Source organism: Bacillus sp. OK048 (assembly GCF_900103525.1).
GTDB lineage: Bacteria > Bacillota > Bacilli > Bacillales > Cytobacillaceae > Neobacillus.
Map to the genome: position 1 here is coordinate 71,759 of NZ_FNHN01000013.1, position 16,321 is coordinate 88,079.

The 16,321-nt window shown below is 37.5% G+C and carries 16 protein-coding genes; 11 read left to right on the forward strand and 5 right to left on the reverse strand.

The window, feature by feature from the left end:
* Positions 1–214 precede the first annotated feature (214 nt).
* From BLR86_RS20555 to BLR86_RS20565, 3 genes are all read left to right on the forward strand, one after another.
* On the forward strand, positions 215–2,569 hold the full coding sequence (locus tag BLR86_RS20555) for a coiled-coil domain-containing protein (RefSeq protein ID WP_090766063.1): 2,355 nt from the start codon (positions 215–217) through the stop codon (positions 2,567–2,569).
* 58 nt (positions 2,570–2,627) lie between these two features.
* Positions 2,628–3,020, forward strand: a complete 393-nt coding sequence (locus tag BLR86_RS20560) for a M67 family metallopeptidase (RefSeq protein ID WP_302847236.1) — start codon at positions 2,628–2,630, stop codon at positions 3,018–3,020.
* Positions 3,021–3,167: 147 nt separating this feature from the next.
* Positions 3,168–3,365, forward strand: a complete 198-nt coding sequence (locus tag BLR86_RS20565; protein ID WP_090766069.1) for a hypothetical protein — start codon at positions 3,168–3,170, stop codon at positions 3,363–3,365.
* Between the two features lie 225 nt (positions 3,366–3,590).
* Here BLR86_RS20565 and BLR86_RS20570 read toward each other — a convergent pair whose 3' ends face one another.
* A complete protein-coding gene (locus BLR86_RS20570) occupies positions 3,591–3,851 on the reverse strand; it encodes a hypothetical protein (RefSeq protein ID WP_090766072.1) in 261 nt (86 codons plus the stop codon).
* Positions 3,852–4,126: 275 nt separating this feature from the next.
* On the opposite strand from BLR86_RS20570, the gene BLR86_RS20575 reads away from it, so the two are divergent.
* Positions 4,127–4,465, forward strand: a complete 339-nt coding sequence (locus BLR86_RS20575) for a DUF1360 domain-containing protein (protein ID WP_090766075.1) — start codon at positions 4,127–4,129, stop codon at positions 4,463–4,465.
* A 272-nt stretch (positions 4,466–4,737) separates the two neighbouring features.
* On the forward strand, positions 4,738–5,655 hold the full coding sequence (locus BLR86_RS20580; protein WP_090766078.1) for an NAD-dependent epimerase/dehydratase family protein: 918 nt from the start codon (positions 4,738–4,740) through the stop codon (positions 5,653–5,655).
* Positions 5,656–6,401: 746 nt separating this feature from the next.
* Here BLR86_RS20580 and BLR86_RS20585 read toward each other — a convergent pair.
* Positions 6,402–6,830, reverse strand: coding sequence for a hypothetical protein (locus BLR86_RS20585; RefSeq protein WP_090766081.1), 429 nt, complete (start codon positions 6,828–6,830; stop codon positions 6,402–6,404).
* Between the two features lie 594 nt (positions 6,831–7,424).
* On the opposite strand from BLR86_RS20585, the gene BLR86_RS20590 reads away from it, so the two are divergent.
* From BLR86_RS20590 to BLR86_RS20615, 6 genes are all read left to right on the forward strand, one after another.
* Positions 7,425–7,634 carry a hypothetical protein gene (locus tag BLR86_RS20590; protein ID WP_090766084.1) on the forward strand — a complete coding sequence of 70 codons (210 nt, stop codon included), beginning with the start codon at positions 7,425–7,427 and terminating at the stop codon, positions 7,632–7,634.
* Between the two features lie 18 nt (positions 7,635–7,652).
* The gene (locus BLR86_RS20595) at positions 7,653–8,888 is read left to right on the forward strand and encodes an efflux RND transporter periplasmic adaptor subunit (RefSeq protein ID WP_090766087.1); all 1,236 of its coding nucleotides are present in this window, start codon (positions 7,653–7,655) and stop codon (positions 8,886–8,888) included.
* A 5-nt stretch (positions 8,889–8,893) separates the two neighbouring features.
* Positions 8,894–9,625: an ABC transporter ATP-binding protein gene (locus tag BLR86_RS20600; protein WP_090766228.1), complete on the forward strand. Its 732-nt coding sequence runs from the start codon at positions 8,894–8,896 to the stop codon at positions 9,623–9,625.
* Complete coding sequence (locus BLR86_RS20605; RefSeq protein ID WP_090766089.1) at positions 9,597–10,736, forward strand: ABC transporter permease; 1,140 nt, start codon at positions 9,597–9,599, stop codon at positions 10,734–10,736. Before BLR86_RS20600 ends, BLR86_RS20605 begins: the two co-directional genes overlap by 29 nt.
* 70 nt (positions 10,737–10,806) lie before the next feature.
* Positions 10,807–11,478 (forward strand): response regulator transcription factor, encoded by a 672-nt coding sequence (locus BLR86_RS20610; protein WP_090766092.1) that lies wholly within the window; start codon positions 10,807–10,809, stop codon positions 11,476–11,478.
* 11 nt (positions 11,479–11,489) lie between these two features.
* The gene (locus BLR86_RS20615) at positions 11,490–12,743 is read left to right on the forward strand and encodes a sensor histidine kinase (protein ID WP_090766093.1); all 1,254 of its coding nucleotides are present in this window, start codon (positions 11,490–11,492) and stop codon (positions 12,741–12,743) included.
* 237 nt (positions 12,744–12,980) lie between these two features.
* On the opposite strand, the gene BLR86_RS20620 is transcribed toward BLR86_RS20615, so the two are convergent.
* From BLR86_RS20620 to gmd, 3 genes are read right to left on the reverse strand one after another with little or no spacing between them, the layout of a single operon-like run.
* Complete coding sequence (locus BLR86_RS20620; protein ID WP_090766095.1) at positions 12,981–14,351, reverse strand: sugar phosphate nucleotidyltransferase; 1,371 nt, start codon at positions 14,349–14,351, stop codon at positions 12,981–12,983.
* 57 nt (positions 14,352–14,408) lie between these two features.
* Complete coding sequence (locus BLR86_RS20625) at positions 14,409–15,383, reverse strand: GDP-mannose 4,6-dehydratase (protein ID WP_090766098.1); 975 nt, start codon at positions 15,381–15,383, stop codon at positions 14,409–14,411.
* Entirely contained in the window at positions 15,352–16,320 is a 969-nt protein-coding gene (gene gmd / locus BLR86_RS20630) for a GDP-mannose 4,6-dehydratase (protein ID WP_090766101.1), read from the reverse strand. The genes BLR86_RS20625 and gmd overlap by 32 nt, the downstream gene beginning before the upstream one ends.
* Position 16,321 lies beyond the last annotated feature (1 nt).

Here is a 16,321-nt window from a genome sequence, read left to right on the forward strand (position 1 = left end):
GAAAGCAATAGTTCACCCATTACAATATATTCCCGAGGTGCTTGGATGTTCTCTTAAATTCCTGAAAAACAAGCCTGAAATATCTTTTCTCTTCTCTTTTGATACCCTCTAAGTTGAAAAATAAGCAAAAGCGAGTTGTTTTGGTAAAGGTTAGACGAGAACTTGCATACAATGAGTAGAGCCAAGAGGGCTTTTGCCTAGGGGAGGAAAACGTATGTTAAAAAGACATCGCTTTGAAAAACTAACCCAAATGCAGCTACAGCAGAAAGTAATCCATTTGGAATCAGAACTTGTGCAATGCCAGTCGTTAAGTGAAACAAAGGATCGAAGTTACCGTGAGCAAATGATTAGGCTGCGACAAGATAACGATATTTTAAGAAGGGAAATGCAAGGGATTCTCAATGAGCAAAAAACGTATTTACAGGAGAGAGATGGCCTCATTTTGGAATATAATAAGATAATCCAAAAAAATCGGGCTTATCAAACAAAAATAGCTCAACTTAAGGAGAGCAACATGGTAACCCAATCGGTTGAAAAAACTGACCGGGTCGCAGAAGAAAATGATAATCTTGTCAAATTGGCAGAAGAGTTAAGAAGAGAAGCGCAGGTGCATAAGGAAAACTCTGAAAAACTATTTAAAGAAAAACAAATTAAGGAAGTCCAATTGGAGCAGTTAAAAAAGGAAATGTCTCTGTTGAGAAAAGAGTATAAAGAATCTCATCAGAACCATTTAAGAGGACAAGAATTGGAAGGTGAACTCCAAAAACTTGATCCTTTATTGAAAAAGTTGATTCATGAGAGAGAAGAAGTCTTTGAAGTTAACAAAACATTAGAGGCAAGTCTTAATGATTTGCTTCAAAAAATAACTGAAAAAGATGAAAAGATTGAAAGTTTACAACAGGGGATTGTACGGCTTAAAGAGGACAGCGAAGAATATAAAAACATGGTCGAGAGGCTGGAGAACAGTGAAAAATCCTTAATCCAACAAAATAAGGAACTGGTTACGAATTTATCTGAGGTACAAAAATTAATAAACCAGTTGAATAAGGAAAAAAGTAATTTCCAAAATGAGTTGCAATTGAATGAAAAGGTTATAGACGATATAACTACACAGAATAAGAATTTTATTCAGCAATTGGAATTTTTAAAAGAAAATATGGAACAAAAAACTCAGAAAAACGTAATCTATCTACAGAAGATTACCCAATTGGACTCAGAGAAGCAGGCCGTACTTGATGGCTTTGGTAAACATCAAACAGAATTGGCAAATGCAAAAACACAAATAATGGAACTAGAAACGTTAAAAAGAAAAATATTAATTCGTCTGAAAAATAGGCTAAAAGAGGTCAGGTGGCTAGAAAAAGAAAATCATCAGTTAAAAGAAGAAAGAGTCGGCCATCTTAAAAGAATAACAATTCTCGATGAGGAAAACACTTCAATTCGAGAGAGCGTTATACAATTCTATATGAAAAGGGAGTCGGACGAAAAGAGACTTGATAATATAACGTCCCAATTAAATGAAGTTTTTACTCAAACAAAGACAATCATTAGGACGGCATCTTCACTGCAAGACCAATTGGAAGCAAAAAATAGAGAAATTAATCAAATGAAAAAGGAGAATGAGAAACTTATGCAAGAGATTACTCAGCTTAATGATGACTTTGAGAAGTCAGAGGCTCGAAAAAGTGAGCTTGAAAATCAGATTGAGGTGATGAAAAATGAGTTACTGAAAGCTCAGGATTCCTTGACTCGCCTCGAACTATTTGAATCGGAAAAACTCAAGTTGAAAGATGAATTGGAAACAAAAATTGAAGAATTTAATAATCTAACTCATAACTATCAGCGCGAAAAAGATTCCTATCTGCAGGTACTAGACCTCGTCCAGGATCAGGTGAACGTGTATAAAGAAAAATCAGAGTCTTTTGGTGCTGAAAATGGATCATGGTCCAAACAAATTGATGAATTAAAATCTGAATTAGCTAAAACAAAGGCTACCCTCGTAAAAATGGAGGAGCTGGAACAGAAAAAAGAAATGTTAGCGGCAGAACTGGAGGCAAAAAAAATAGAACTTTATCAAATTCAAAAGCAAAGTGAACGGGCCCTCCAGAATCAGATGATACAATTTAATTCTGAGCTTAAAACGTATCAAGAAAAAATTGAGCAATATGAAAAAGACAAAGTGAATGCAGAAAAACAAATGAATGAAATGAAAGCTAGGTTTGCCGTTTTAGAATCAAGCTTGAAAGAAAAGGAAAATTTTATTAGGCAGTTTATCACACAACCGCCTTTGACATCCGGAATCCAAAAGGCAGTACAGCCAACTATGGAAACCATAACTAGATCAGAGCAGCCATTACAGACAGAAACCATAACGAGATCGGAGCAGCCATTACAGACAGAAACCAATCCATCCTTATCGCAGGGGCAACAATCAGGAGATTGGTTTCAACGAAACATTACACAACAGCAAGGACTATATCAGAATGCACAAAAAAGTATGAACTATAGTCCCCCAGCGGTGGATTTTTTCACATTACGAAGTAAAACAACCCAACCCTCGTCTCCCTGATGGAAATATTGAAACCAAAGGAAATAAGAACAAGAAAGAGCATAATCAAGGTTTTTATATTAAGAAGTCTGTATATGAGGAAATGATTGCTTATTGCAAACAAGCATTACCCTATGAAGAATGTGGATTACTATCGGGTTTAAATGAAGCAGGCAACACTTTATGGAAAATAAAAAATGAATCTCTCCGTCTTAATCGATTTTATATGTCCAAAGAGGCTATTAAACATGCAGTTATGGAAATGAATGAGAAGGATGAAAAACTTACAGGCATATTCCATTCGCATCCTACATCACCAGCCTTGCCTTCATCACAAGATATTGAAAATAACCCTTATGACCAGATTGCTTACCTTATTGTTTCGTTCTATAAAGGAAAAGTAGACGTGGGTTGTTTTAAAATGACCCACAAAAGAGTCATCCCTTTGAATTTAATTATAATTGATGAGTGAACTTTAACGGCGTCCCTGCAGAACGCCGTTTTTTGTTGTTCTATTAAACTTATTTTTTTATCATCTTCTACCCTATAAATGGGAACACATCGTAATTCATAGATACATATAATTTAAGGAAACCTAATTAGCAAGGAGGTAGTTTAATTGAAAAACAAACGGGGTGGACAAATCGTAAACGGATCTCTTTCTCCCAAAATTTTATCGCAATCAAAAGTTTATATGGGACGTAAAATAGCTGACAGTAATGTATCACAAGGAGCGGTCTCCAATAAAAGGGTGAAATCTGATTCTGGGGGATGCGGGTGCGGAAAATCTAAACAGCTGGGAGTAAAAAAAAAATAAAACCCAATAAAAATCCGTTAGTTTTTTCTTAAAAAAATAAGACCATTCTAAAAAGACCGCTTCTTGCGGTCTGAATTATTTTATCTACATTTCTCTTTACAAACCCTTTATTATATAAACAATTACTAAAAGGTATTCCAAGAAGTTTAGGGAAAAGTATAGTTCAAATCTGGTTAACACAGTGTCCCTTTTACAAAAAAGTCCTCCAACAGGAAGACAGTTACTTTATAGCTTTATATCAACTTCTTTTTGGTAACAGCAAAACTTAAACTTCATTCCTTTACCGCACGGACATGGTTCGTATAATTTTTCTTTCATCTTAGCCTTTACAGTTTTTTTTAGGATGGAAATATCAACAAAAGGCTTAATTTGGATTATGGCTTGAATGCCATAGTTCTCGCATAATTTGGCAACTTGTGCTGCCTGTAATTCTGTAACAACGGAACAGACTATTGGCTTTTCTTTTGGAAGCTTATCGTTCTCCATAAAAAATCCCCTCCAGTTGAAATACATTTATATGTCACTTCACTTTATTCGTTACCCGCTGGATTCATTCAATAATCGAGAAAATAATAGCGATTTTATGTAAACACGTTTTCCCACCTTTACTTCTTCGGTATCCATTATTTTTAGCCCATATGGAGAAAAAAGTAGGGCGAAATCTGTAGTTTTGCTCCCTCCTTTGATAATGGTAACTAAGGAACGTTTGAAGTGGCTACACATACAATGTATCAAATTTATCTAAGAAATGAGGTGAACGTATGTACAGTTTGGATTTTATTGATTTATTTATTGTCATTTTTGCTTCCTTTCGTTTAACCCATTTAATTGTCTATGATAAAATTACTTCTTTTATCAGACGCCCATTCTTTACTGTGAACATTGTAGAAAATAATCTCGGTCAACTAGAAGAGACTGTCGAAATAAAGGGAACGGGGATACGTCATTTTATCGGTACACTTTTAAGTTGTTTTTGGTGTGTAGGATTTTGGTCCTCTTTGACTGTAGTGGTTATCTATATCTATTTTCCTGTTACTTATCCATTTATTGTTGTTCTAGCTGTTGCAGGAGCTGCTGCCGTTATAGAATCGAAAATTTAACTTGTGTGCATCTCCTTTTCCATCTTTATTTTTAAAAATGGTGTTTCCCGAAAAAAGAAAGTGGGGGAGACCACTTTCCTAAATGAAATTTTCATGGATTATTACAGTATATTCAAAGTCTAGTAATTGATTGTAGTGAACTTGTCCTAATGCGAATGAAATATTTCAGGAAAATGTCGAAAGTCAACCCTAAAACTAAAAAGGGTACTTGTCTATACCTATTTATATTATCCAGCATAAGATGGTAATAAAAAAAGAGGTGAAATATTTTTATGAAGGCAATCATCACTGGAGGTGCTGGTTTCATTGGTTCCTATTTAGTTGAGGAGCTTTATAAAAGAGGATTTGAAGTTCATGTACTCGATAACCTTATAACTGGCAGGTTGGAAAATGTCCATCCATCTGCCATTATCCATGTAGAGGATATTAGGGGTACAAAAGCTAAACAAATTATTATCAAGGAAAAACCAGATATAGTATTCCATTTAGCTGCCCAGGCTGATGTTGGAAAATCTATCAGTGAACCAAATTACGATGCAAGTGTCAATATAAATGGAACAATAAATATTCTGGAAGCCTGTCATGAAGCTGGCGTGAGGAAAATCATCTTTGCTTCGACATCAGCTGTTTATGGAGATTTGGAGACCGATTTATTATCAGAAGCCGATTTGACTGTACCAATTTCGTATTACGGATTATCAAAATTAAATGCGGAGTCGTATATCCGTTTATTTTGTCAACTTAATAGACTTCCATTTACTATTCTCCGATATGGAAACGTATACGGTCCAAGGCAATTACCAAAGGGAGAAGGAGGGGTAATAGCAGTATTTCTAGATCGTATAAAGAGGCATGAGATTTTATCGATACATGGGGATGGTGAACAAACTAGGGACTTTATTTATGTAAAGGATATTGTTCTGGCCAATATCGCTGCAATCGACCGTGGCAACTACGAAACATTCAATATCAGCACCTCAAAGACAACGTCCATTAACCAATTGATTGGCTACTTAAATAAAATACACAGTTCCCCTATTGAATACGTTCTTGTCGATGGTAAAAAAGGTGATATTAAACATAGCTGCCTTACTAATCGAAAGGCTCTTCAGTCACTTCAATGGCATCCTGCTTTTGATATTCTTCAAGGTTTAGAGGAAACCTATGCTTATGTATGTGCAGAGGGATAAATAGTAATCAAAAATTCCACAAAATGCTGTTAATTAAAAGAAAAAGTGATAGGAAGTGTAGTGATTGCCAGAACCTAGTCATAATAACCACCAATTATTTACATTTCTCTTTATTTGCTATTATCTTGGTGACAATTTGGATCTATTACTAAAAGAATATATATATATTTTTATCATTATTTTTCATATTTATCTCGGATAAAAATTGGAGAAATCCCTTATTTAAAATTCCGCGAGAATTTCCAAAATTTAAAATGTACAAGCTGGTATTGTTTACCTAAATTAACGACATTCCTTACAAATTAGGTAACTTCTATCAAAATAATAAACGTAAAGGAATATGTTGGTGACGAGTCAGAGTATTTCGCATGGAGGATCACTGGTTAATTTATTTGATCCAAGTTGAACTATAAATCTCTAAAAAATTGCAAAAAGATCAAGAGCAAAATAAAAAGTGGTCAACCAGAAATTAAACTGTACCGATAGAGTAGACACTTACAAAAGGTCTGCTTTATCGGGCACTTTTATGTATAATGAATAAAAAATGTGAGAATCTGAGAATTTGACGGTTTTACTTCGTAGGTAACTGGGAACGTTCACTACGTCGATCCAATAACGAAGCAGCTTCGAATTGAGGTAATGCCTGGCGAATTCGAGAGCGTGGCATTCGATGATGTGCCCCCGAGTAAAGGTCGTTGATTCAGCAGAAAAAAAGGAATACCCACGAAGGGTAAACCCGGAATCAATTAAAGACAACCAATAAAGGTTAAGTCAGGATGGAGATTTGCAATTCTAGTAAGATCAACAAAATCCGTAATAGAAAATCTAATGAGTTGATCGATTGCTGGATCAGGATTGTTTCTGAATGCAATGATAAATTGTCTTGGAGTTGTTTCACCAGATACTAAGCCCATACCTGCTAGTCGGACTATACATGATGTATTTTCTTTGGTACAGGAAACAACCTGAATGCTTGTCGAACTAAACGAGAAACGCCTATTAGGAGTCCTGCCACTTTGATCAACAAATGTTGCTGAAACTGTAGATAATGCAAGTCTATTTGCACATGCATCAACAGTAATAGTTAAAGGTCCGTTCCTTCGACAATCGGTTGTTTTTAGATTAATAATAACAACTGTTTTTGAGCTAACTCCGCATGAACAGTTTATTCCCATCGTTTTACCTCCTTTACACTGTCGCTACTAATATCATATTTTCTATTAGCCAAGCCCGTGTGTGTTAACGTTTGTTTTTCGAACATTATGTATATAACTAAACCAGCTAATAGTTTGTCAACATTTTTCAATAAAAAGTTTAATAACCTCATGATATTCTAAAAATGTTCATGCCAAATAACCTACCGGTATAAATTAGCACGGAATATGGTTTTCAAAGCAGTTTGCTAACAAATTGCTAACATAATGTAAAAATTAAAAGAGGCTTTTCATTAGTTTTTTTCAAACTTTTGAAAAGCCTCTTTTTTTTATATGTTCCTTGTTAAAGTATCCCTGTCTTCTATTTTTTTGCAAAAAGTGCCATGCATTGATAAATAGATATCTGACCTTGTTTCATAAAGTACAATTTTGCAACTTGCTTCGCTTATCTAAACTATAGTGACCTTATCAGTGCCCTCATGTAGCCTTCAGTTTTTTTGGGAATATTCGTAAGAAAGATTACATTAATTTGACATGTAAGGGAGAAATGTTAAGGAAAAGTTAAGGAACGAATTTCATAATGGGCTTATCAACATAAAACAAGGAGGAACAAAAATGGAACAGTCCAAACAAAATCTAATGAAAATTTTGCTCATCGTAAATTTGATGATAAGTACGTGTGCAGCTATTGGGGTGGGATATTTAGTTTATAAACAAAGTAAAAGCCCTAATTTTTCAGAAATGGGACCAAGAGGGAATGGTCAAATGTTCCCAGGTAATGGCCAATTCCAGCCTGGTCAAGGTCAATCAGGTCAAAATCAGTGATGAAAAGGGGATAGAATTTTGAAAAAGTGGATAATAATTTCAGCGATTATTGTTGTAATCGGAGGAGCAAGCGCCTGGTTCCTTTTAGGGGAAAAAGATCAAACTCAAAATGTTGCGGCTGCTGCACAAACAACACAAGTACAAAAAGGGAAATTAGAGGTTGCGGTGAGCGGTTCAGGTTCGGTTACAGCCATTACCGATTATGATGTAACAGCCGAAAATACAATCCTTATTGTAGATAGCGTCAGTGTAGCAACGGGTGATTCCGTCTATAAAGGTGAAAAACTCGTAACATTTAAAAACGGTGTTGTTGTCAAGGCACCATATGCTGGAGAAATCACAGCTGTTAATGTAGAAAGCGGTAGCGGAGCTTTAAAAGGAACAATCCTTCTTCGAATTGAAAATAGTGATGATGTCATTTCCCCTATAACAAGAGGAGACAATAATGGTTCCGATAGCTTAAGTGGTGGAGGTAGCTTGACAGCAGATACTGTCAATGTAAAGGAAGGGGATGTTGTCAAAGCAGGTGACACACTCATCACGTTTACAGATGGAAGTATTCTAAAATCCCCAGTTGATGGGACCATCACAAGCCTTTCTGTTGCAAGCGGGGACTCTGTGCAAGTTTCGGGAACCGTTGCACATATAACAAATTACAGCTCATTGCAAACAACTATTAGTGTTGATGAGTTAGATATTACAAAAGTCCAAGTAGGACAGGCAGTAAAAATAACCGCAACTGCATTTGAAGAAGAAGCATTCGAAGGAACTGTAACGAATGTAGCAAATGTGGGAACATCGTCAAATGGAGTGTCTACATTTGATGTTGCAATCCAAATCACTGATCCAAAAAACTTAAAAATTGGAATGTCAACGGAAGCAAGTATCACAATCGAGAATAAAGAAAACGCCCTATACGTTCCAGTAGAAGCCGTATATAAAAGCGGAGATGAAAAATATGTATTAGTTCCTGTAACTGCTGGCAATTCCACACAATCTACAAAGAAAGTAACAGTAGAAACGGGTATTGCGAATGATACGTATGTTGAAATTACAAGTGGTTTGAAAGAAGGAGAAACGATTCAAATTCCGAACGTACAATCCAGTGGTAATTCTATGCGCGGAGGAATGATGATGCCAAGCGGCGGCTTCCCTGGCGGAGGCAGCTTCCCAGGTGGTGACTTTGGAGGAAGAAATGGAGGAGGAGCCCCATTTGGCGGCGGTGCTCCATCAGGCGGACGAGGTGGAAACTAATGACTATTCATGAGCCGATTATTCATATTAAAAACATGCAGAAAGAGTATGTACTTGGCGGCGAAACGGTGTTGGCTCTTCAAAGTGTTTCCATCGATATACAAAAGGGCGATTTTATCTCTATTATAGGTCCATCGGGATCCGGAAAATCAACATTTATGAATATGATTGGATGTTTAGATCGACCTGATTCTGGTGAATACTTTTTAGATAATGAAGAAATAGGAAAAATGAAGAGTTCACAGCTTGCAACCATTCGAAATGAAAAAATAGGTTTTATTTTTCAAAACTTCAATCTTATATCGAAGCTTACAGCGGTTGAGAATGTCGAACTCCCACTCATTTACCGAGGAATGAAAGCAGCGAAACGAAGAGAAACGGCATTAGAAGCATTAGAAAAAGTAGGATTGGCAGATAGAGCGAATCATTTGCCTTCTCAATTGTCTGGCGGCCAGCAGCAACGTGTTGCAATTGCGCGTGCGTTGGCCGGCCATCCGCCTATATTACTAGCAGATGAACCTACAGGTGCACTTGATAGTAAAACAAGTAAGGGAATTTTGGGGATTTTACATTCATTAAATGAGCAGGGACATACCATTATTCTCATTACCCATGATTTAGACGTTGCAAAAAAAGCAAACCGTGTTGTTCGTATTCATGATGGACAACTCTATGAAAATGGAGGTGAATGGTTTGCAGACACTCAATATGGCACTGAAAAGTATCAAATCAAATAAAATTAGAGCATTTCTAACGATGTTAGGGATTATTATCGGTGTATCCTCGGTGATCGTCATGGTTGCGATAGGACAGGGATCAACAAAAGAAGTACAAGATCAAATTGGAAGCCTGGGTACAAATGTATTAACTGTATCGGTTACGGGTTCAGATGTTACATTTAAAGAAGAGGATGCTAAACAGATTCAAGTTGTCGATGGTGTTGAAGAAATTGCCCCAACAGTGTCTGGTAGGGTAACAGTAAAAAACGGAAAAACGAACACACAAGTGTCAATGATTGGAACAACTTCTTCCTACTTAGATGTCCGTGATTTACAGCTGCAATCAGGACGTTTCATTGCAGACTTGGATCATGATAATCATTCAAAAATTGCCGTACTGGGTTCAGACACAGCCCAAACATTATTCGGTTTAGGAGACCCAGTTGGTGAATCAGTAAAGGTGAACGGAACATCCTACAAAGTTGTGGGCGTTCTTGAATCAGTTGGAAGTTCCTTAGGAACAAGTGGAGATAATACGATCCTTGTCCCTCTTAGCACAGGACAACGTTTAGCTTCTACTACCACTATTGGGACAGTATATGTAAAGGTAGAGAATGAAGATATGATGAATTTCATATCCAACCTTATTGAAAGAACGATGTATTCAATTGTGGGTGATGCGGATAGTTATAGTGTATCAAGTCCCCAAGATTTAATGGAAACTGCATCATCTGTTAATGAAACGATGACATTAATGTTAGGTGGAAGTGCAGCAATTTCTCTGATTGTTGGTGGAATTGGTATAATGAACATTATGCTTGTATCCGTTTCAGAACGTACAAAAGAAATTGGCATTAGAAAAGCTATTGGAGCAAAACGTAAAAATATTCTGCTTCAATTCCTTATTGAAGCAGTTGTCTTAAGTTCACTCGGTGGGATCATTGGAATAGGAATAGGGGTAATCAGTACTCACATATTTACGTTAGCAACAGGTACAGCAACAGTTTATTCTATACCTGTTATGCTGCTATCATTTGTTTTCTCTTTATTAGTTGGAGTTGTATTCGGTGTGTTTCCGGCGAATAAAGCTTCTAAGCTTGACCCGATCCAGGCTCTTCGATATGAATAGAACAAAAACAAAGCGATTCGTTTCTACGAACGCTTTGTTTTGTTACTATGTAAGAAAGGAGTGACACATGATGCGTATATTAGTAGTAGAAGATAATGTGGCCTTGCTAGAGTCTATTAACCAAATTTTATCTGAAGAATTTGAAGTAGATTGCGCAGAAAATGGAGAAGAAGGGCTATTTATGGCCATGCAAAATATACATGATTTGATTGTCCTTGATGTGATGCTTCCGGAAATGGATGGATTTGAGGTTATACAAAAGATACGTGGGGAACATATTGAGATTCCTGTTTTGTTTTTGACTGCCAAAGATTCATTAGGAGACCGGGTCAGAGGATTGGACTTTGGAGGAGATGATTATCTGACCAAGCCATTTCAAGCACCGGAACTGCAAGCGCGTATTCGAGCGTTATTGAGAAGAAGCGGCAGTCTAACGACAAATCAAACGATTCAATATCGAGGGATTGAATTATTTGGAAAAGAAAAAGCCATTTTAGTAGATGGCCATCCTATAAAATTAACGTTAAAACAGTATGAAATGCTGGAATTTATGATTCAGAACAAAGGTGCCATTTTGACGAAAGAACAGCTTTATGACCGAGTATGGGGATTCGATTCCGATACAACAATCGGCATAGTAGAAGTATTTGTCCATTATCTTCGCAAAAAGATGGAACCGTTCGGGTATCATAAAGACATTCAAACGGTACGTGGCATCGGATATATGCTGAAGGTACAGTAGGAGAGAAGGGCATGTTTCAACGAACTCGTATTAGACTCACTATTTTAAATTCATTAGTCTTCATCATTTTAATCGGAGTTCTTGCAGCCGTTATTTATTCTTATGCCGGGTCGCGTTTATATCGGGATGTTAACAATGACTTGCTTGAGGCGGTAGAACATGTAGCTGGGCCAGGACAACGCAGGCCGCTGATACAGCCACAGCCGAATGGATTGCCGATAGGGCCCAGAGACCCCCGTATTGCTTTACTGATATGGAACGAAAAAAATGAACTGATTACCTTAAATGAGGGTGGAACAATTTTTGCCGACAATGAATCAAAATTTCGCCCTAAAGAGTTAGGAATACATCAAGACACAGAAGCAGAAGGGTTCCACTTTAGAACCATCGCAATAAAAGCGCATCATCCAAATTTTGGAGTAATAACGGTGCAATTTGCAAGAAACATTACTTCCGAAAAAGACATGCTTCAGACATTGCTATTAATTTTAGTTATCGGTTCTAGTATTGGAAGTGTGTGTGCGGTTGGTGCGGGATTCTTTTTGGCTGGAAGGGCGCTCGTTCCAATTAAAAAAGCATGGCAAAAGCAGCATCAGTTTGTGTCAGACGCTTCTCACGAATTAAGAACACCTTTAGCTGTTATCCAGACTAAGACAGATCTATTATGGCGTTCCCCGAATTCTACTATACAAGATAAGGCAATAGATATATCTGTCATATCAAAAGAGGCGCGACGATTGTCTAAGCTGGTTGCCAATTTGCTTACATTGGCGCGTTCTGATTCAGATCAGCTAGAAATGGAAAAGAAAGAGTTTTTATTAAGTCAATTATTGAAGGAATTAATCGAACATTACTCAGAAATAGCTTTATATCAAGAAAAAGAACTAGTACTAGATGCCCCATCTTCTGTCATTCTTATCGGAGACAAGGAGAGAATCCATCAATTAATGGTCATTTTATTAGATAATGCTATGAAGAATACGAAAGAGGGAGGAAAAATTTTTATTTCTTGTTCCCATTCCTCTCATACCGTTTTGATTAAAGTAAAGGATAATGGCATCGGTATAGACGAAGAGAATATGCCCAAAATATTTGATCGATTTTTTCAAGTGGACAAATCCAGGACTGAAGAAGCGGGAGCTGGTCTTGGGCTTGCAATTGCAAAATGGATTATTGACAAACATCATGGCAAAGTAAAAGTGCAAAGCAAAGTTGGAGTGGGAACATGTTTTGAAATTACTCTTCCAAAGAATCAAAAGATTTAAAGGAGTTAGCGGCTCTGTAATAAAGACCTTTAAACCTTGATATATAAGAGTTTATAAGCCTTTATGCAATCTGTATTGTCCGAAAAGTGATCGATATTAGTTAATGAGATATTTATAGAGGTCTTTCATTAAGTCAGTGAACTTAATGAAAGACCTCTTTTTTATTATATAAGAATTTATATCGTTGAACTTGGTTTCCTGTCTAATTCCAGCGCTAAACTGGCGCTTGCACTTTTCTTATCTAAAATCATGTTCGATTTCTTCCCAAGTCATGTGGATACGGACAATGTCTTCCTCAATCAATTCACTGCCCATTTGTACTTCAATGAACTCAAGGTCGGAGATCGCTCTTGCACCGTGTTTAGCTTTGGCAGGTATTTGAATGACATCGCCAGGCTTTACGTTTTGAAATACCCCATCTATTATGAGCTCACCTTCTCCTGAAATAATAGTCCAAACTTCTTGGCGTTTAACATGCATTTGATAGCTTAAGTTTCTTCCTGCCACTATTTTTATTCTTTTTGTCAATACCTCATTTCCGTCTTCAAGTTTCTGGTAGTCTAAAACACGGTAACATCCCCAGCGCTTTTCTTCGTACATAGGTCTTTGTTCAACAGACTGAACAAAATTTTTAATTTGTCTGCTTTCCATCTTATCGGCTATTAAGATGCCGTCAGGACTTGTTACAATAATGCTGTCGCAGATGCCTGTCACAATGACAGGAAGTTCCAACTCATTAATGATATGTGTGTTAATAGCACTTTGGCTCATTGTAGCTTTTCCGATAAGTTGGGTATTCATAATTTCTGTAAGTGTGCCCCAAGTCCCTAAGTCACGCCAAGTGCCTGTATAGGGAATCGCTACAATATGGTCACATTTCTCGACAATTTCATAATCAAAGCTTTTTTTAGGAAGATGGATATACTGGTCCAATAGATTTTCATATTGAATGGGCATACCTATATCAGATAAATATTGAATTAAGAATTGCAGTTTAAAAGCAAACACGCCGCAATTCCAGAGAGCATTCTGATTTATTAGCTTTTGGGCCGTATCTTGATCTGGTTTTTCCAAGAAGTGGCTGACCCTTATATATGATGAGGGCTGTGCAAGATTGTTCGGTGCAGGAACAATATAACCGAATTGTTCAGAGGGGAATGTAGGCTGAACGCCCATCAAAGCTATTAAAGCATTGGAATTCTTTGCTACATTTTCAAGCTCAGATAGAGATTCAAAAAAGGAATCTTCTACGTAAGCATCGACAGGCAAAATACAGATTGTTTCATCAAGGCTTACATGGTGAACAGAATCGAGATAAACAGCTGCTAGGGCGATGGCAGAAAAAGTATCTTGCCGGAGGGGCTCGACGATAAGGGGAAGTTCATTGCCTAATTGATTTTGAATAATGTCTACCTGAGCTTTACTTGTAGTGATATAAGTGGAGTCTTCTAATCCGATGGCATGTATTTGTCTCCATATTCTTTGAATCATTGACTCTTGCACATTGTCTTCATTATGAAGAATTTTTAGAAACTGTTTTGACCTGGAGTTATTTGAAAGCGGCCATAAGCGTTTCCCTGAACCGCCGGATAATAAAATAAGCTTCATGTTTCATCAACTTTCTAAATGGTATTGTGGATAGGCAAATAACCTTTTCTATAGTTCTTATTGGATTCGCATCCGCCAAAAGTGTAATGTATCCAATAAACTTGTTTGAAAAGGAATTTGCGGTGTCCAACCGGTTGCCTTATTTAATTTTTCCATAGACCCTGAAAATAAAGGGACCTCTGAGGGACGAAAACGTCCTTGATCGATCTCGACTTGAATTGGCTTTGCGGACATGTTCAATAAGTCATCTAATATACTGTTAATGCTGTGGGTGATACCGGAGCATATATTATAGATTCCTGTATTTATTTCTTTTTCAAGCAATAGAATATATGCTTTTATTACATCTCTGACGTCTGTGAAGTCGCGTATAGCGCTCAAATCTCCTACCTTCAGGATTGGAGAGGAGAAGTTGTTTTCAATATTTGCAATTTGTGAGGCGAAGTCACTGATGACAAATCCTGGCTCCTGTCCTGGACCAAAATGATTGAATGGACGGACGTGGATTACATGTAGATTGTTTTTTTTCGCTAGTTGCAAAGCGATTTGCCCCATAGCAAGCTTGCTGGAGGCATACGGGTTTTGAGGCTGGCAAGGATGCTCCTCCGTTAATGGCTGAATCGATTTCCCTGTCAATCCATATTCTTCACTGGAACCTACGGTAATGATCTTTGCCTTTGGTACAGCCTGTTTGGCCGCTTGCATGAGACGAATGGTGCCGAAAGTATTGACAGTAAATGTTGCTACCGGGTCTTTCCACGAATCGCTCACTTTACTTTGGGAGGCCAAATGGATAATACCGTCCGGTTGGATATCTTTTAGTAGTCTATATAACTCTTCATCATGCAAAAGATTATATTGATAGACTTTTACCGAGGGAGGTACATCACACATCGTTTGGCGCACCCCTGCAAAGACTTCATGTCCTCTTTGTGACAATGCGGCGATTAAATGTTTTCCTACAAAACCGTTGGCACCTGTTACGAAGACCTTCATAGCTTTATTCCTTTCTGATTCTTTCCAAATCTGCATCGACCATCATGGAAACCAATTCTTGCAAACTCGTTTTGGCTTCCCATCCTAATATTTCCTTTGCCTTAGTAGGATTGCCCAACAATACATCGACTTCTGCAGGCCTATAAAACTTTGGATCGCTGCATACGTAATCTTGATAATTCAATCCGACATAATCAAAGGCAAGTTGACAGAAGTCCCGCACAGTAGTGGTTTGACCTGTGGCGATGATATAATCATCCGGCTTATCTTGCTGCAGCATCAGCCACATTGCTTCCACATAATCACCGGCAAATCCCCAGTCCCGTTTGGCATCGAGATTTCCTAGTCTAAGCTCCTTTTGTTTTCCGAGTGCAATTCTCGAAACAGCATCGGTAATCTTTCTAGTGACAAACTCCAAACCCCGAATCGGTGACTCATGGTTGAACAAAATGCCGCTGCAGGAAAACAGTTGAAAACTTTCTCGATAATTCACTGTCATCCAGTGACCGAACAATTTGGCCACACCATAAGGGCTACGGGGATAAAACATCGTCTTTTCTGACTGCATACGCTCTTGAATCAATCCAAACATTTCACTTGTGGAAGCCTGATAAAACTTGATAGAAGGATTTATCAGGCGAATGGCCTCCAATATGTTAAGAACCCCGACACCTGTTACATTGGCTGTTAGGATTGGCTGCTCCCAGGAGGTTCCTACAAAGCTTTGGGCTGCCAAATTGTATACTTCATCTGGCTTTGTTTTCTCTATTACTCGGATAAGAGAAGATAGATCGGTAATATCTCCTTCTACAAATTCGACATCATGCTCTATGCGTAAGAACGCTAAACGCCAATACGTGTTTGAACTTCTCCGTGGTACGAGGCCAAATACCTTATAGCCTTTTTCCAATAAAAGTTTGGCTAGATATGCTCCATCCTGACCGGTAATACCAGTAATTAAAGCTATTTTCATT